General features: G+C 54.1%; 24 protein-coding genes. All 24 read right to left on the reverse strand.

What is annotated here, in order from left to right:
* Positions 1–8: 8 nt before the first annotated feature.
* Positions 9–548, reverse strand: coding sequence for a virion core protein, T7 gp14 family (locus tag AB1287_RS10195; protein ID WP_435617692.1), 540 nt, complete (start codon positions 546–548; stop codon positions 9–11).
* On the reverse strand, positions 548–1,012 hold the full coding sequence (locus AB1287_RS10200; protein WP_435617693.1) for a hypothetical protein: 465 nt from the start codon (positions 1,010–1,012) through the stop codon (positions 548–550). Before AB1287_RS10200 ends, AB1287_RS10195 begins: the two co-directional genes overlap by 1 nt.
* The gene (locus AB1287_RS10205; protein ID WP_435617694.1) at positions 1,012–3,489 is read right to left on the reverse strand and encodes a hypothetical protein; all 2,478 of its coding nucleotides are present in this window, start codon (positions 3,487–3,489) and stop codon (positions 1,012–1,014) included. Before AB1287_RS10205 ends, AB1287_RS10200 begins: the two co-directional genes overlap by 1 nt.
* The gene (locus AB1287_RS10210) at positions 3,489–4,094 is read right to left on the reverse strand and encodes a hypothetical protein (RefSeq protein WP_435617695.1); all 606 of its coding nucleotides are present in this window, start codon (positions 4,092–4,094) and stop codon (positions 3,489–3,491) included. The genes AB1287_RS10205 and AB1287_RS10210 overlap by 1 nt, the downstream gene beginning before the upstream one ends.
* A gap of 3 nt (positions 4,095–4,097) precedes the next feature.
* The gene (gene gp10 / locus AB1287_RS10215; RefSeq protein WP_435617696.1) at positions 4,098–4,418 is read right to left on the reverse strand and encodes a capsid staple protein; all 321 of its coding nucleotides are present in this window, start codon (positions 4,416–4,418) and stop codon (positions 4,098–4,100) included.
* A gap of 48 nt (positions 4,419–4,466) precedes the next feature.
* The gene (locus tag AB1287_RS10220; RefSeq protein ID WP_435617697.1) at positions 4,467–4,826 is read right to left on the reverse strand and encodes a hypothetical protein; all 360 of its coding nucleotides are present in this window, start codon (positions 4,824–4,826) and stop codon (positions 4,467–4,469) included.
* Between the two features lie 10 nt (positions 4,827–4,836).
* Complete coding sequence (locus tag AB1287_RS10225; RefSeq protein WP_435617698.1) at positions 4,837–5,274, reverse strand: Bbp16 family capsid cement protein; 438 nt, start codon at positions 5,272–5,274, stop codon at positions 4,837–4,839.
* Between the two features lie 52 nt (positions 5,275–5,326).
* Positions 5,327–6,313, reverse strand: a complete 987-nt coding sequence (locus AB1287_RS10230; RefSeq protein WP_435617699.1) for a major capsid protein — start codon at positions 6,311–6,313, stop codon at positions 5,327–5,329.
* 14 nt (positions 6,314–6,327) lie between these two features.
* Positions 6,328–7,038, reverse strand: coding sequence for a peptidase (locus AB1287_RS10235; RefSeq protein ID WP_435617700.1), 711 nt, complete (start codon positions 7,036–7,038; stop codon positions 6,328–6,330).
* A gap of 11 nt (positions 7,039–7,049) precedes the next feature.
* On the reverse strand, positions 7,050–7,373 hold the full coding sequence (locus AB1287_RS10240) for a phenylalanyl-tRNA synthetase subunit beta (protein ID WP_435617701.1): 324 nt from the start codon (positions 7,371–7,373) through the stop codon (positions 7,050–7,052).
* A complete protein-coding gene (locus AB1287_RS10245; protein WP_435617702.1) occupies positions 7,370–7,669 on the reverse strand; it encodes a hypothetical protein in 300 nt (99 codons plus the stop codon). Before AB1287_RS10245 ends, AB1287_RS10240 begins: the two co-directional genes overlap by 4 nt.
* Entirely contained in the window at positions 7,666–9,336 is a 1,671-nt protein-coding gene (locus AB1287_RS10250) for a portal protein (RefSeq protein ID WP_435617703.1), read from the reverse strand. Before AB1287_RS10250 ends, AB1287_RS10245 begins: the two co-directional genes overlap by 4 nt.
* 14 nt (positions 9,337–9,350) lie before the next feature.
* A complete protein-coding gene (locus AB1287_RS10255) occupies positions 9,351–9,557 on the reverse strand; it encodes a hypothetical protein (protein WP_435617704.1) in 207 nt (68 codons plus the stop codon).
* Positions 9,558–9,816: 259 nt separating this feature from the next.
* Entirely contained in the window at positions 9,817–10,023 is a 207-nt protein-coding gene (locus AB1287_RS10260) for a hypothetical protein (protein ID WP_435617705.1), read from the reverse strand.
* Between the two features lie 420 nt (positions 10,024–10,443).
* Complete coding sequence (locus AB1287_RS10265; protein ID WP_435617706.1) at positions 10,444–11,913, reverse strand: terminase; 1,470 nt, start codon at positions 11,911–11,913, stop codon at positions 10,444–10,446.
* A complete protein-coding gene (locus AB1287_RS10270) occupies positions 11,910–12,539 on the reverse strand; it encodes a terminase small subunit (protein WP_436799830.1) in 630 nt (209 codons plus the stop codon). The genes AB1287_RS10265 and AB1287_RS10270 overlap by 4 nt, the downstream gene beginning before the upstream one ends.
* Before the next feature lie 122 nt (positions 12,540–12,661).
* Positions 12,662–13,000 carry a hypothetical protein gene (locus tag AB1287_RS10275; RefSeq protein ID WP_435617707.1) on the reverse strand — a complete coding sequence of 113 codons (339 nt, stop codon included), beginning with the start codon at positions 12,998–13,000 and terminating at the stop codon, positions 12,662–12,664.
* Positions 12,993–13,298: a hypothetical protein gene (locus AB1287_RS10280; RefSeq protein ID WP_435617708.1), complete on the reverse strand. Its 306-nt coding sequence runs from the start codon at positions 13,296–13,298 to the stop codon at positions 12,993–12,995. The genes AB1287_RS10275 and AB1287_RS10280 overlap by 8 nt, the downstream gene beginning before the upstream one ends.
* Positions 13,298–13,711, reverse strand: coding sequence for a DUF551 domain-containing protein (locus tag AB1287_RS10285; protein ID WP_435617709.1), 414 nt, complete (start codon positions 13,709–13,711; stop codon positions 13,298–13,300). Before AB1287_RS10285 ends, AB1287_RS10280 begins: the two co-directional genes overlap by 1 nt.
* The gene (locus AB1287_RS22470) at positions 13,708–14,322 is read right to left on the reverse strand and encodes a hypothetical protein (RefSeq protein WP_436799831.1); all 615 of its coding nucleotides are present in this window, start codon (positions 14,320–14,322) and stop codon (positions 13,708–13,710) included. Before AB1287_RS22470 ends, AB1287_RS10285 begins: the two co-directional genes overlap by 4 nt.
* On the reverse strand, positions 14,319–14,561 hold the full coding sequence (locus AB1287_RS10295; protein ID WP_435617710.1) for a hypothetical protein: 243 nt from the start codon (positions 14,559–14,561) through the stop codon (positions 14,319–14,321). Before AB1287_RS10295 ends, AB1287_RS22470 begins: the two co-directional genes overlap by 4 nt.
* A 1-nt stretch (position 14,562) precedes the next feature.
* Positions 14,563–15,216 carry a hypothetical protein gene (locus AB1287_RS10300; protein WP_435617711.1) on the reverse strand — a complete coding sequence of 218 codons (654 nt, stop codon included), beginning with the start codon at positions 15,214–15,216 and terminating at the stop codon, positions 14,563–14,565.
* Positions 15,213–15,908 (reverse strand): hypothetical protein, encoded by a 696-nt coding sequence (locus tag AB1287_RS10305; RefSeq protein WP_435617712.1) that lies wholly within the window; start codon positions 15,906–15,908, stop codon positions 15,213–15,215. Before AB1287_RS10305 ends, AB1287_RS10300 begins: the two co-directional genes overlap by 4 nt.
* Positions 15,905–16,552: a hypothetical protein gene (locus tag AB1287_RS10310; protein WP_435617713.1), complete on the reverse strand. Its 648-nt coding sequence runs from the start codon at positions 16,550–16,552 to the stop codon at positions 15,905–15,907. Before AB1287_RS10310 ends, AB1287_RS10305 begins: the two co-directional genes overlap by 4 nt.
* Between the last annotated feature and the right edge of the window lie 5 nt (positions 16,553–16,557).

The following is a 16,557-nucleotide window of genomic DNA, read 5'->3' on the forward strand; positions in this document are numbered from 1 at the left end:
GCTTCTCCTTATCGACCGGTTGGGGTTCCGACTGCTGCGCTGATTGGCGCTGCACTGCCCTGCGTGAATGGGCTCCACGTTCCACCGAATGATTGATACGCACCGTATGCTTTCAACGGGGCGGAAAGTAGGGTCTGCGTTACTGCAGCATTCGCTGCATTTTTTGCTGCTCTACCCTGCGCCACGGAATTCATTTCCTGAACCTGATACCCGTACGCCTCGCGCTGGGCGTTATTGACCGTGGTCAGCGCATCCAGCGTTCCGAACTGCGCAGTATCGCCGAACATGTCCAGCGCTGAACCGGATGAAAGGTCTGCACCGGTGGCACCCAGAGTTGCCGCCTGAGTGCCCTGCCGCTGACGCATTTCCCGTCGGCGCTGTTCCGCCTCCGCATTACCGCGGTTAATTGAATCTTGCGCCTGGGCTTCTGCAATATCGGCATTCTGGTCCGCAACGGCCTGCTGATATTTACCCTGCTGGTGCTGGCTATAAGCCTGCATTGCTGACATCGCCACCATGGCGACGCCGACGGCTACCGGTCCGCACATTATTTTTTCTCCATGTAAAAGTGGTGGAAGTTCAGGCCGAGCGCGCCATAAGGTGCAGGGTCTTCAAGTCTGAAACCCAGCCAATGGAGCCAGGCCTTTGCCACGTGGTTGCGCTCGTCGACATAATTTTCAAGGCGAGGATAAACATTGAGCATGGCCTGCAGTGCATGGCGGCTGCCGCGCAGGAACGTCTTCTGATATTTCTCGACAAGATGAGTGCTTACCAGCCATGGAACGCCATTACCGCCGATCATCGATGCAGGAGAAACGCCGAACATGGTCACGAGCTCACCATTGGCAAATCCGGACCAGGCTATTGTTGAAGTGCGCAACCCGACGCGGATCGCTTCTTCGGTGGTCATCAGCGAGACAGCGTACAACTCGTCAACGTCGGCCTGTCGGACATTTGGCAGGATGAGCTGCATGTGATCTTCAGTCGCTGGGATCAGCTGAACGTCAATCATCAGAAGTCTCCCACAGTAATACGCGGTAGCACCGCCAGAACAGAAAGAGGCAACGGGTCGGTCTGTCGAACTTTCACGCGCCCGACCTTATCCCAATTACTGTCCAGTTTGATTTCTACCTTCCCGGTTGCGTCATCAACCGGATCGTCATAAAACTCAAATTCACGCTGCGGATACTCGTACCACTGACCGCCAGGCGTAGAAGCGAAGATGCCGCGACTGGCGTTTACAATGAGCGTCACCGTCGGGATGATCTGCTTTTTATCCAGCAGCGTTTCCTGACCGTTAATATTGATGTCCAGCGTTTCAAACTGGGCGTTGATTGGCAGGCCGATATGCACCACACCGCCTGGAGACTCGAGGGTAACCTTACCGCCGGTCACCACCTTTTGCGGCTCAACGCTGGCATCAGAGAGAATATTAACTGTCTGGCCTTCAAGGTGATTGAGGCCTGCAAAGGTCATGCGGGCCATGCGCCAGTTAGTCGTTGCTGTATTGCGAAGCACAGGAGGAATATTTCGATTGGCGCGCACGGTGACCACATTGCCGCTGATATAGCCCACGATGTCGCAACGCAGCTCCATCGCCACATCCGCACCGGTATCTGGATCCGTTCCGGTGTACGGCATCTGGATCTGCGCACCAACGTCACCTGAGGTGAAGTAACTGCTTCCGCTCATCGTCAGCGTGTAATCAACCTGGTAGCTCCAGTCACCGCTGCCGCCGGTGATTGCCGCCGTTCTGGTGTCCGTGTTACGCCCGTCGTAGCTAAGGCCGCAGTCGACAAAGAAGGCGTCGAGATCGTCGGTAAATTGACGGCTGGAGAGGCGCTCGATATAACGCACAGTCTGCCCGTTGATAACCCGGCGCACGCTGAAGTACACGGCATCCTCGCTGCCTTCGCTGATGCAGCATGTGCTTTCATAAAAACCAGCGCTGGACTGAGGAGCCCAGGCGAAGACCTGCTGATCACGCAGGTAAGTCAGAACCAGGAGTTTGCCGTCGTCGCGCACGCAGAACGCGCTGGAGTAAGGCACGATACAGAATGACCAGTCTACAAGGCTGCGCTTCTGGAAAAGATGGTTCGCCAGGATTGTCAGATCTGAACCCTGAAAGCCGTCAACGTCAAAGGAATAGGCCAGGTCACGAACAACACTGCCCTTCTGCTGAATGAAAAGTGCGATGTTTGCCACGGAAATTGGCGGCACATCACTACAACCATTCGAACCCTGGGAATTGAAAGAGAACGCGCTGGGCGTCAGCACCTTATTCTGGTCTCCGGACACCACATATTCTCCGCCAGAGGTCAGCACCACCAGCGAACCTACGTCGATCAGGTGACGAATCTCGTTTACCTGCCGCCCGGCGTAGGTGTAAATGATCCGGTCGTCATCCTGTATAGGGTTATTTTTTCCATAATCCTTGTAGTCACCGGTGCGGCTGGCCCAGATAGTCTGAGGGAACGCTGTAGAAGCAGCGAAGTAAAGGCGCTGCTGGTAATAGACAACCGTACCAGGATAGCCTTTGACGCTGTTCCACGCATACGGCGCCCATTTGTAACTGGCTTTAGTGCTGCCTACGACGTTCTCAGGGATACGGGAAACCACCGACGCGGTAGCGCTTTTATGATCGCCAGCTACTGCGGTGATGCGGACAATGCCAAAGCCACTGTGCAGGTATTCCCACTGGATACCCGTATCATCATCTCCGGTGCCGCCCCATCCATCCCACGCCATCCCATCAGTATGTGACGGGCGCAACGTGCCAGTCTTCCCGGCGGTATTGGCTCGGTAATAGTTACTGTCAGCGCGGCGGACATCGTTAATGGCCGTGGTTTTGCTGGTCTCCCAGACGGGTACTGAATCAACTGCAGGCTGTTCAAGATAGAAAAGTTTTCCTACCTGCTCGCTACCGAAAATTGCAGAGTTTGACGTCAGCGTAACCGTACCGGTGGTTGCACTGGAGTAAACTGTTATCGACTCGTCAACATTGATGTCTTCGAACGGGCCATTTTTTGTGGTGACATCAACTATTTCCCAGTTGTCATGCGCATATCTGCGCAGCTCTTTGGGCGGGTAAGACGGATGTACCAGCGTCAACACGTCGGCGCTTTGAGTGAATTTGATGCTGAACAGATCCGCTTCGGTGTACGGCATCGCCAGCTCATAAATCACGTTGCTGTCATTCAGCACATAAGCACCGTCTTTAATGACGCGCATGTAGTTGTGACCGAATTCCAGCGCATAGGTCTGGATGGTCGAAAACTGGAATGGGATAAGGCGGCATTTTCTGGTTGGGTATTTTGCAGCGCCAATGAATTGCGTTCCAGGGCGGTTTTCAACCCCGCCGTACTGACGGACGATGAAGTTGTCACACTTGCGCAGCGCTACCTGGTATTTAGCCATGTCAATGCGGCCATACAATGACGGACCAATCTCGCCGCCAGCGAAACTCGGTTGGATCCAGCTGACAGCCATTATGACAACCTCGCCGCGGTGAACTCGTCAACAGGCATCTGCGGCTCTTGCGATTCGTTCATGCTGTGCGATCCTGCACTCAGGATGAACATCTGATACATTCTCAACGCGTTATTACCGAGATCAGCTCTGCCGGTCACCACCATATTGATCGCCGCCGCAAGACGCCAGGCCAGGGCCTCCTGAAAAACTGCGTCAAACATGTTCACGTCAGTGATGCGAGAAACATATTTAAGCCATGCCTCAGGCTGATCGGTATAAATCAGCTTGCCTGTTCCGTCGCTGTTCGCCCCGGTCGTGTACTGGATACGCATCGCCGATGTAGGGTTGCGAATACCTGGCACCGGGATTTCAATGATCCGCATGCAATCTGTTGGGTACTGATATGCATACGCCCAGTCAGACGGCGGTTTGTTGGTATCAGCCAGCGCCACGCGCTTGGTGGCGAAGTTCCATTCAGCGTCAGACAGAACAGCATCACGGCAAGCCTCGTAATGCAGGGAGCACTGCCCGGCCTCTTTGCTGGCTTCAGTCAGGCTGTTGATGCTGCGGTTGTTGCCGATGTTGCTTAGCGCGCGGTTGCAGATTTCAATAACGGATGCCATGGCTTACCCCTCAGAACCGTACAGGGTGTCAGCTGCTGATTTCGGTGCTTCACCAGATACGGGCGCGATTGCCATATCAGTGATCTGCAGGTCGGCGCTGCGGTTAAGTCCATCGTCAGTCTCGCGAGCTGATACGCCACGAATAACCGCTTTGGCAGTAATCATCACCTCGGTTCCTACGCCCTGCGGCTGCGCCTTGAGTTTATTCAGTGTGTCGTTATTCAGGGTGATGCACAGGCCCCACGGATAATCATCGCGAGTTTGCGTTTCGCCCCTCTCATCCTGATAGCTGTCAGTGCCGGTTTTAAGGTTTACCAGATCCATGATGGACTCCTGCAAAAAAGGGGCCGAAGCCCCTGTTGTTACCGAGGCTTAAACGCCAAGTTCTTTACGCTTTTCAGCGATTTTCTCGCGGATAGTTTTGGCGCTGGTGTTGAAGTGCGGCTTCTCTTCGAAGAGCACTTCATACTCTTCCCTGAGCTTGTCGAGATCATCATCTGCATCGCTGCCCGGCTCACCTTCATCGTCGGATTTCTTATCCGATTCAGGAGCGGAGTATTTCTTGCCACGCTTTTCCATCGACAACTTCTTGGCCTTAACTGCTGCCTCGTTAAGCGGCTCAAGCGCGCTGCCCGGCTCACCTTCATATTCAACTTCTGATCCCTCAGGCCAGAGGTTGTTGTGAATATGGGATAAGCGCAGGACGCGATATTTTGCTTTTTCACCTGACATCGTTATCCCCTTATCCGGTTATTTTGGAGCGGGTTGGATACGCAAAGTTTGCGTCAACATCCAGGTTAATACCGGCGGTGAATGCGCCTGCGGTCAGCGGGCCAGTGCCAACCGAATAATTCACACGCAGGTAACGCTGAACACCAGCAGGAACCTTCGCAGAAAACAGGCGCTTGCCCGCAGTTAATGCGGCCAGTGCCAGCGCACCGCTGTCATAGATAGTTGTCCAGGTGGAATTATCCGTACTGGTCTGCAGCTGCACGTTCAGGGTTGCCGCGCCCGCTGCCGTAGCAGTGGTGTCAACAGTTGCCCAGAACTCAAGCGGGTAACCTACGCCAATATCACGGCGGGTGCCGTCAATCGGGCCAAGGTCAATAACATCCGTAGAAGCTGCGGAAGCTGTAACCGCCTGCTTCTCGGAGAACATCAACAGTTTGTCGAGGATCATTTTCTTTCTCCACTTAGCAGCCCGTTACCGGGCCGCTGGTTTTAGTCAGGGGTTAAACCACGCGTGCTTCGGTTTCCACCAGCGCATCAGTTTCGCGGATTGGAACGCCACGGAGAGCAGTCCACCACTCTCCTTCAGTTTCTTTCACACTGATGGCAAGGGAGGATTTCTCCAGTGATTGCAGATCAAGCGCTTCGTTAATGGAGCGGTTCATATAGAACACAGGGCGCCCCATCCCACGATTTGGGATGCGATGAAGTGCGCGGATCATTAGTTTTGCGATATTGGCAGCGGTGGACGGATCGGATAGATCGCTGATGTCGATATTCGCGATGCGCACGACATAGCGCCAATCACGGAGAGTAAGACCATTATCCCACTTGTAGTGGGTACGATAGCCCTGGTATTTGCCGCCATCAGCATCAAACAACGTCTGCTCACCCAAATCTTTGTGCTGCAAACCAGCTTTCTGGCCTTTAGGGAAGGTGCCATGGACGGTATTTTCGCCCCATACAACCAGCCAGATTGATGTGTTGTCAGTGCCGGTACCGCCAGCATCGATAATATTCTGCTTATTACCAGCAGAGAGATCAGAGTAACGAGATGACAGCCCCATAAACTGCTGGGGGTTAACACTGGAATCACCGTAGAAAAGCGTCTGAGCCATTTGCTGATTCATCGCTTCAATAAAAGCACGGTCTTCCGACAAGCGGAATTCAGCAGTATTACCGTTCAGATCGGCCAGAGACTTATCAACCTCTGAGTACGTTTCCAGCATGCCACACGAGTCAGTAACCTGAACCGTCGTTGATTTTCCCTGCTTCACGCCATAGTTAAGCAGACGCCATGTCGCTGTTGGAAGACCAGTACGGACAGTGGTCCGGTGGCCGGTTGGCAGATTGCCTTCAACAAAAGGCATGTCCTGCAAAATAGGGTTGGTTTGGGAAAGCAATTCGATAATTTTATCGACCTTCCCGTTTGGGTCGATGCGCTTACCCCAGTCAGCCAGCGTCAGCGCAGTTAAGCCTTTAACAGCCATGGTTATGTCCTCTCTTAGTTGCCATAAAGCACTTCGGCCGCACTACGCTGGCCTGCATTGTTACCGGTGACCATGCCGTCTTCAGACATAGCCGACCCGATTTTTACGAACATCTTCACAAGCCCAGGGTGGTTACCCAGGCCTGTAGTGTTCAGATACTCTTTCAGCTCAGGCGTACTGAAACTGTCGAACGCGCGCTGAGCTTTACTCAGGCTCCCCGTGAGTTTGTCTCCGCCGATCTCTTTGTCAGCCTTGACCTCTGCTGCCCAGTCTTCTGTTTGCTTTTGCCAGGCTTCAGCCTGACGCTGCTGAACACCGGCAAGAATTTTTGGATATGCGTCCACCAGCTTCTGCGCCTGCTCGTTGCTCAGATTCAGCTCGCGTGCTACCGGCTCGAAGTCCTTCAGCGCTTCGGTGTCCAGCTCTACGCCTTCGGCTGTCTGAAACTCGTACTTCTCCGGAGCGCCTTCGGGCTTATCGTCTTCTTTCTTTTCAGCCGGTTTATCGCCGTCCGGTTTTTTTTCATCGGCAGGCTTTTCTCCTGCTGGCTTATCGCCTTCAGTGCCTGGTTGTGGCGTGTCACCTTCTTTCGCCGCTGGAGCGCCAGCAGGAGTCGGATTATCACCAGCAGTGGGGGCAGGTTCTGACGCTGCGGGCGCCGCGCCACCATCAACTGGCTGCTCATTGCAAAGACGGCGATGCAGCAAACGTTCAAATAAATTCATATTTCCTCTCCTTAAACCGGGATCGTTTTGGCTTTCAGTTGCGCCAGAACAGCCGCCAGTGTTGTGCGCAGCGCAGTAGTGTCATTCAGCAGTGCGTTGTATTTGGAAACCAGGTCGTTGTGGTCAGTAACAAGACCAGCAACGTCAGATGCTGAATAGTTGGTGTCTGCGGTAGCCGACATTGCAGCTGGCGCCGCAATAGTTGCCCCCAGCTTCACGCCGCCGTAGTCAGTTGAGGTTGGTGCGCCAATTACTGCTGGTGCGGGATCTGGAACCTCGACAATCTGGTTAGGACCATCAAGGCGAATGACGCGCTGCTTTTGTTTCTGTGTCATGATTTTCCCTCACTGGCCTCGGCGGCCATCTTCAGATACTGATCAGGGCAGTGCTCCATTACGCGCTTGAATAGCATCAGCGCCAGATTGCGCTGCCCTTCGTTGAATGCTGTGATGTGCGGCTCTACGTTGAAGCAGGTACCGAACACCTGACCTTTCTCCAGCAGAGACCAGACGATCCGTCGGCCCTGTTCGCTGCCCATAACGAACTGGATATCGTCGATATCGCGCTGGGCCAGAAGATGCTGTTTGGCCTCCAATTCTGCTTTGCGGCCTTCGTCGTCATTGTCCGTCATTGCTGCGGCGATCCTGCTGCATTGGTGATTGCTGTCAGCGCACTTGGATCAGATGTTTGTGTCTCGCTAAGCGTTTTGGCTCCCTGTGCGGCAGCCATACCCATTTGAACGTTCTGCTGCATTTGCGCCTGTTCGGCACGCTGCTTGCGTAACTGCTCGACCTGCTCCTGCGGAGTGATTACGCTCGGCGATACGCCAGACATTTCTGAGAACGCATCGATCGCTTCGTCGGCGTTGAGTTTGTCGAGAGCTTCCGGCTTGAATTGCGCCAACTGGCAGATAAACGAAACGGTCTGAGCAAGGCTGGAAATGCCGATGGATTTCTGCGCCTGCGCCATTACGGAGATGTACTCAACTTTCAGAGGCATGCCCTGCATTACTTCAGGCGGCTGTGGCAGCATGTTCTTGCGCGCCATTATGGAAAAAGCGCGGTCGATTAGCGGGTTAAGACACTCGTCGTTCAGACGCTCGAGCACCGGGCCAAGCATCAGGAGCTTCTCTTCTTTCATCTCGATCACCGCTTCGACTGGCATTGAGCGGGTATTGATGCTCTGCAACATCATGAAGAGATCGACGAAATAGGCGTTATTGATGACCTGCCGTGTATCCTGAATGTCAGCCAGCAGATCGGATGTATTTGGATTGACGAGATAGGCTGGCTTGAAACCATCCTGACTGCCCATCTGGTCGATGTAGGTAATGTCGCCAGGCAACAGTGAAACGCGCTGATTCTTCAGTGAGGACGGCCCCACCATCGGCGGGTTAGTTGCCTTGTCGATAAGTTGGCTCTTACGTTTCTGTTCGAGTTGAAGCGCTTTAACCTGGCCCAGTGCAATCATGCCTGGGCATGAAGAGCCATAGACGTCCTCGCCGTTAACTTCCCAGCGCGGCGCCATGATCGGGAACTCGTCAAACCCGGACTCGCGTAGCAGCGAGTCGTTATCGCCACCACATTCAAAGTAAACGGATTTATACGGCTTGTTCTTGTTGTCCAGCTTGCCAGTATCCCGGTTCATGTTTGGGTAGACGGCATGGATCACATCAACCCATTTTTCATAAGTGCCGCTTTCCCACATGCTCTTGACTGACGTGCTGACGTTGTTGATGCCGAACTCCATCACCATCTGGCGGACGGTCATGGAGAACTTGCGATAACATGTGTCAACGCTGCCGCGTGCGGAGTTGGACAAGTAGTAGCTGCCGATCGGGAACATCTGCGTACGGATAATATCGGTGTCGTCTTCAAGAACCGCCATTGCACCGGTGCTGTATGTGCCCAGAGATGCATACAGCAGCGGCAATGACTGATACAGGTTAGAGCGGTTGAACATTTCGTTCATGTAGCGCTGAACCGTCTCGCACCACTGCTTAACCGGGCCGAAATCCATCATGTCAGGGTCTGGCGTTGCCAGCTTGAACCACGGGCGAGCAGGGCTGGTGATGCCTGACATCATGCCGCTGGACAGTACGCGGCTTGCCAGCGTTCCGGTAGGATCGATGATTTTAGTATTGCGACGGTCATCGCGGTTTACGTCAGTGGTCAGAAAGCGGGAGCCGCGCGGGTTGATGAAATCACTCAGGTCGCGCCAGTGTGGCTCGAACGAAGTGCGTTCATTTTCCAGTTGAGCAAACTGCTTTTGCAGTTGTTCTTTAACGGTTTCCGCCATTCTGATGCTCTCCCTTACTGGCCGAGCAGCGTTTTACCGCTGGTGTTGGCAGTGGAAGTATCGCCCTGCGCGCCGGTAAGCATCGTTGACTTCTGCCCGGCAGCAGCACGGCGGCGGCGCTGTTCTTCGTCGCGAGAATCGATAACCGCCTGATCCTGCTCTTGAGGTGCAGCCTGAACTTCTGGCGCGGCTGGCACTGAAGGTGATCCACCCATACACATAAAATTGACTCCACACGCGATTAAATTATTACCAATTTAACCATATACGGATTATTTTACGTAGTGCATTGACGTTTTATAGTGAAAGTATTACCTTTTAGGTAATCAAACACACAACATGAAGGTGCACTCCTGACTTTCCTCATACGGTCAGACGTTAAATTCAAATGGTGGAGTGCACATCCAGTTGTGATGAGCAACCGCTGTATGGCACATGCAGCGTCAGCGGTCTGGCGGGTTCCTTGTAGGGTTCCATTTCCTAGCCAGGTTGCCGGAATGTGCAAGCCAGCCATGCTACTGGCGTTTGGCGATTCACCATCGCGGCGGCACGGTGTGACACCTCGGAAGAGACGAGGATGCCGGAGTAGCGCAGCAGCATATTGGCATTAAAAGTAAAGGCGCCGGATAAGTTGGGCATCATCCCAACACACAACGATGAGAGTTCTTCAGACACCATCTTTTGCATTCCACCTGAATGAGTGCAACTGGCAGGAGAGCTCTCTTCGTTGTGGTGAGTGGTTCTGTATGAGGGTTCGATTCCCCTTGGAGAAATCCAGCTCAAGGTGAGCATAGTCTTAGCGATGTCGGTTCGACTCCGGCCACCACAACCAAATCACGTTAGGGCCGTGATGCTAAAAGCTGTAGCCAGTACCACCCAGCCAAGGAAGGCACCCTCATTGCTTCCAGTTCGCCCGGTTCGTCCGGGCATTTTTTTAAGGTGAAAAATATGAGTGATTTACGCGCAGCCGGATATATCATGCTGACCTATTTCATCACATGGGTTATTGGGCTAGCTTGCATTTACTGGTGGTAGGAATGAGAGACGAATTCGACGGCTTTTAATCCCGTGACATGTCACAATCAGCTCGCCGATGTGCGGGCTTTTTCATGCATACGGATCGTAGTCTGTGATTGCCTTGCCCTGCTGCTGGCCAGGAAAGTTCAAACGCTTCATCACCGGGAAGGCAAAGGTAAGCAGTAGCGCATCACCCTTACCAGGCGAGCGCCCAAGCCGCTCTTTGATGTCTTCTTTAGGCTCCATCACAATCTTGCCGTCTACCCTGACTTTGTATTCCGCAGCGGACAGATCGTCTGCTGTCTCCTGGTCATCCAGCATGCCGCCCAGGGCGAGCCACTTCTTGCAACTGTTGAACATCTCCCCGCGTTTATTCAGCATCTGCGGGTCAGCGCTGGCGCCGCCGAACGGCACAAGCGTCCACGCCCGGCCCCATCCGTCGCCGATGGACTTCAGGCCGGTGCCATAACCGAAGTCGATGAACACCGCGTCGGCCTTGTACTCATCCTCGAAATCGGCAACACGTTTTGCCATGATCAGATCGTCTGTGGTTTTGGCCCCGGTCCACAGAACTTTGGTATGCAACCCCTGGCGCAGGTAAATCACCGCGTCATCCACGCCGGAGTAGGCCGGATCAACACCGATGATTACCGGTGCATGCGCCACCTGCGCGCCGGTAACAATACGCTTCATCGCCGCATCAGTGAGCCCGGTAGGGATAAACTGCAACTCTGACGCATCCGGGAAGATCCCGCGCACACGCACCTTCACGAAGTCGCTATCCTCTCCGTAGTCATCCACCCATTTTTGCAGCTGCTGTTTGTTTGTGCCTTCGACGGTTCGGCTGTCTATCTGTGCGCACTTCCAGCGGTGCCGGTATTTGCGGAAGCATTCGCGGAAACGTCCGGTATTACGTGTTGGGTTCCCGAATGCCACCCAGATAATCTCGGTGTCTTCATCCGTCAGCGCGCCCTCTGCTACCTCCCAGACCAGATCGGCAATATTGGACGCTTCGTCGAATACCACGATGATGCGCTTGCGCTCGTTGTGCAGGCCAGCGAACGCTTCGGTGTTGTGCTCAGACCACGGTATAGCGTCAGCGCGCCAGCGTTTATCATGGCCCGGATCGTTGCTGTACATCGCCGTGGCGGTGCAGGTGAACCACTCTTTCGTGATAGCCAGATTCGACCACTTTATGATTTCCGGCCAGGTCTTGGTGCGTAGCTGGTTGTCGGTGTTGGCGGTCACCACCACCTTGCAGTCCTCGCAGGTCGACATACCCCAGTTGATGAGCATCGAGATGAAAGCAGATTTGCCGATACCGTGGCCGGATGCGCGGGCCAGCATCAGCGGCTGGTGACGCGTCGCGGGGTTCTGGAGGTGATCGCGTATTTCGCGGAATGCGTCAGCCTGCCAATTTCTTGGCCCGGTGGCGTGTGCTAGTTCTGTTCCTTCCTCGCCCCACGGAAACGCATACAGCGCATAACCCAGCGGGTCATACGTGAACGAGGCGATATCCTCGACGAGCTGCTCTTCTGGCGACATGGCTGCGGCTGTCATTCTTCACCACCAGCCTGTTTCTTAACGCGGTCACGGGCCCTCGCCATGCGATCGGCAATGGTGACAGTGCCGGAAACTTCCAGGCGCTCTTTGAACGCGTTGACGTCGACGTGCTTACCAATCAGCTCGAGGTTCTTCACCTTGTCCGGCCACTTCACCTTCTTCAGGATATGCTCGACATCCTCAACAGAGAGATCCGCCTCTCCATTCTCTTTTTGCAGAGAGGCCTGTGTCGTCTTGATGGTAGCAATATCCATGGCACTGAGAGAGGTTCGCCACACCTTCGGCCATTCAGCAATCGGCTTCATGCCACCGTCATCGTTCAGGATATCCAGCACATCCATCTGGTCGATCTCCACCAGGCGCATGAGGACGTAGTCAGCGCTGACGCGGTTTCGCTTGTTGCGATCCTCCATCAGCTCAGCAATCCGTTTCTGGATTCTCTCATCGCGCATCATGACACTGGCTTTAACAGCTGCCGTATTAGGCGAAAATCCTGCGTCAATCGCTGCCTGAGTCTGGTTCTCTGGTGTCTTAATGTACGACTGGCAGTAAGCCTCCTGCATCGCTGTAAGAGGCTTAAATTGCGTTGATTTGCGTTTGTGGGTTTTTGGTTCTGCTGGCATTGTTACCACCGGAGTAAATAATTACCGTTATGGTAATAGTATCACGCAAAACAAAGCCGCCATAGTCGGCGGCCGTATTCAGAACCCATCAAATTCATCGCGCATAATATCCACGTGACATGTCACACTGATAATTTTGTCTCATGCCAGCCACGCGTTACCCAGCATTGCGAATCACCGTCACACGGGCACGACTCAACAGGCAACGCATCGCCACATTTCCCGCAACGGTTCGCGCTGATTGACTTGATACGACCACGAGCGCGCGCATCGTCCTGCCGGATAAGCAACGCGATGTATTCGGCCATTTCGTACGGCGCACGACCTGGGCGCCGGGCGGCACAGTTCCGCGCCAGCATCTCCATTTCTTGCTCGTCCAGCACAAGTTCAAATTTGCGATCGCCGGCGGCGGCCTGTCGGGCGCGCTGCGCCGCTTTGCGTTCAGCTGCGGATTTAGGCATATTCCCGACCCTTCTGGTGCTCGCCTTCATTGCTGAAGTCGTCGCCGTCGATGGGCATTAACCAATGCGGGAAGCAGAGAGAGTAGTCATTGATAACTGAGCCATCGTTCATCGTCACATAAATCCTTTCATTGTGTATCAGCCATCGCGGCGAACCGACGTTTCTGAAACGTCGCCCGCTGGGCAAAATAACCATCTCGCCTGATGAAACAAAGCGCTCTGTGATAACTACCAATCCGATAATTTCGGATGGGCCTGCAACGAATATTGCCAGCCCACCTTCACGAAGTTTCGCCATCACTTCACCTCCTGCGGTGCTGCTGGCAGTGGCATCCAGTGAGTAATATTGAGGCCAGCGCTATCGAATTTCTTATGCGCAGCCAAGTATTCAAAACAAAAGTGGCTGATGTCGAATTCGTGCTCATCTTGTACGTAGCACAAATAAAGCCCTCCATGCTCCGGCATCCGCTCACTGCAAGCCACCCAACCATCCGGAATCACCGGAGAGTTGCTGCAGCGCGAATCATCGTTTTTTGGCAAAGAATCTAGAACTGGCGCGGTCTGGATGCCGCAGCGCGACTCATCGTTTTCGGCACCCTGAAGCATGCGCCGTAAAGCAGCAAACTCTTCTTTGTCCATGCTTAGGCTGCCATCATCATAATCAGTGCAGCGCGCAAACAATTCTTCAATAGTCCAATTTTCAAAGCTCATGATTTACCTCCCCTGAGCATGGCGGCGCGGCAGGCGTTCCAACCGTGGTCGAATTCTGAGGATGTTGTGCCGTCGTCGTCGCACTTTTCATCCGGCACTACCGGCGCTGGACGTGCCGGAGCAAGTGCCTGACAAGTCCAGCCTGACCACAGCGCTCCTTCTGCGCGCTCATCATCTTCAGGGCGAGTGAGCGTCACTTCGCTTTTGTGTTTCCTGTGTGACCAGAGGAAGGCCACTGCTTCACTTGCAGCTTTGCGGTATTGCTGAAGCTCGTTGCGTTCGGCGTCGGTGAGCGGCTGCGGGGCGGCGTATAGCGGAGTTTCAACTTTGCAGCAAATTGCAAAAATCTTGTCGTCACAACATTCCTCACGCGTCACGACCTGCCCGCTTCGATGCATGTACGCCACCGGCTCCTGCGCGTCCAGCAGCATGCGGGCCATCTCCTTGACAACCTCTGGCGGTGCGTAACGGTCATTAAGGTCATCCCACAGCTCGCACATTTTCTTGCTGTCGTCCGGGTGAACATCATCGTTAGTGCCTGCCAGCGCAGAAAGAACTTCATCGGCGGCTTCGATGATTTTGGTCAGGCACTCTTTGGTAATTGTGGTCATGCGCTCCTCTTTCTGGTGTCATTGAGCTGGATTTGCAGCTCTACAATAGCCGCGAGAGCCAGCTTAATGGGCTGACTTGTGACGCGTTGCTCATGGGCATGGTTCATTCCCTCTACAACGTGCACAGCCTTACCGTCTGTGCGGTATCGATACATATTTGCGCCCAGCCAGATTTCCCAAAGAGAATCACTTTCTGTCGGGAAACCAAAGCCGAGGCGCTTTGCGATATCATCAGCCATATCACTCATCTCCCTTCTGTAGGCTGATGCCAGCGTCACTACGCAGGCAATCACTCGCGCTGATAAGTTTCTGTCTCTTGAGATAGTCCATCGCGCTTTCGCATAGCTCGCTGTTTAATCCTGTCTTTTTCAGCCCACGGACTAAAACTTTTATCAGCATCACCAAATCTCCCACGGGAGCCTGGCGGGACTTAAGCGCCTGCTCTGCTGATTCGGCGCGGGATTCCAGCCCAGCAATGCGCTTGCGTGCCATATCAAGCTCTGACAAGTCCTTCTCTCGTTCTGCGATATTTTGCTTAGCCAACTTACGCCATGAGTTAATTTGCCTGGCGGCTTCGTTAATCACCTTCTCAAACGAGTCGATACGGTTCTGCTGCTGGTTGATGTGGTCATCCTGAGCTGCGTTAGCACGGACAAGATCAGCAATGCGCTTATCTCTGGCCTCCAGTGCATCAGCTGCCATTTCCACCATCGTGGACAGATGAGAGGTATACCTTGCGTCGCAGCAGGAAGCGCACATTGCCATTAGGTCAACAGTTATGGTCGAAGCGTGCAGCCCGCAGAAATCACAGCTTCGCATCACTGCTTTGTTCCAGTTGTGATGTTTCCGCTGAGTTGAGTTGCGCAGCTGTTCTGGCGTCAGTTGTGAAGTCATGCTGTTACTCCTTCCACGCGTTTGAACTCGATCACCCAGACCCATGGGTTGGCCTTCCAACTCTCCTCGCCGTAGATTGATTCCCACAGCTGCGCAAAGTTGTCATATGGAGTCCAAACTTCACCGCCGCTATCCGGGTCAGAGTATGTGGGCCGCCACCCGGTCAGCTCCATGCCTTCAGCCTGCGCATCTTCCTGGCTGATGCTGTTCAGCCTTTCCACCCGAACGCCAGTGATTTCCAGCAGAATGCGGCTGGCACAGCGCGGCATGTGGATTGATGGTCGCCAACCGTGGCGCAGGTTATCATCAAGATCGCAATACTCAGGGCGCGGGCCGCCATCGGCGGCATATTCGCAGTATTGAGGCGTTTCGAACTTTTCAGGATTGGCCAGATATTCTTCGAATAACTCCTCAGAAACAAGCGGCCCCTGGAATGTTTCTCGCACCCAGATGCGATCGCCTACGTCACCAAACGGGCAAGCATCACCAACCAATCCGCCCCAGCCACCTTTTCCGTTCTGCATTTCTTCTTCAACGTGCAACATTGTTCTGAAGACGTTGCTCGGCCACCAATGACCACCGCGAGGGCACGCTTCAGGCTGAGGTTTCATAATCCTCCGCGTCTGGGTTTTCCGCCCGTCCAGCAGCGCGCGCACCATCTCTGCGTTAAAAATCATTCCGCGCTCTTTCACTGGCCCGCCTCCCGCAGCTGCTCTTCCCAATCTTTCAGCGACTTTTCCGCATACTCGCCGGACAAGCCATCAGGTGCCGGAATCGGATCGCGCTCAAGGTCGTCTTTGGCATCAAGAATCATTCGGCATACATCACCGACCTCTTTCAGCGGTTTGTTCAGGAAACCATGATTAAACGCAGCGGCAAGGCGACCAGCGGCATAGTTGATGCCTTCTGCGCGGTACTGAGCTTTCATCTCGCCAACGAAGCGGTCGGTGGCAGGGGTTTCGATTTCAGTGCCTTCAACTAACTCCAGTTTGCCGCCTTCTTCCCAGGACTCACACACGCGATAAGTGCGGTTTGGTAAACGAGCCGCAACCTGAACTTCGAACTCTTCGTGGTAGTTGAGTAAAAGCTCGCTAGCGAGCTCCTCCGGGGAGTCGTAAGGCGCTTCCGGATTTTCAGCATCCCAGAACATCAGCTTCGACTTCAGCCCCACATTCTCCGCAGCCAGCGCTCGCTTCTCATCACACGCAGTGCGCGCCGCCAGCAGCGCACACTCAAACCGCGTAGCCAGTTGATTCAGCAACTGCGCCGCCTTCTCGCTTTCATACTTCGAGACCACCCTGGCCGTTTCAATCAACTGCTCGTTTGTCCATTCCATCTTTA

Origin of the sequence: Scandinavium sp. UTDF21-P1B (assembly GCF_040750395.1) — a bacterium.
Taxonomy (GTDB): Bacteria; Pseudomonadota; Gammaproteobacteria; order Enterobacterales; family Enterobacteriaceae; genus Scandinavium.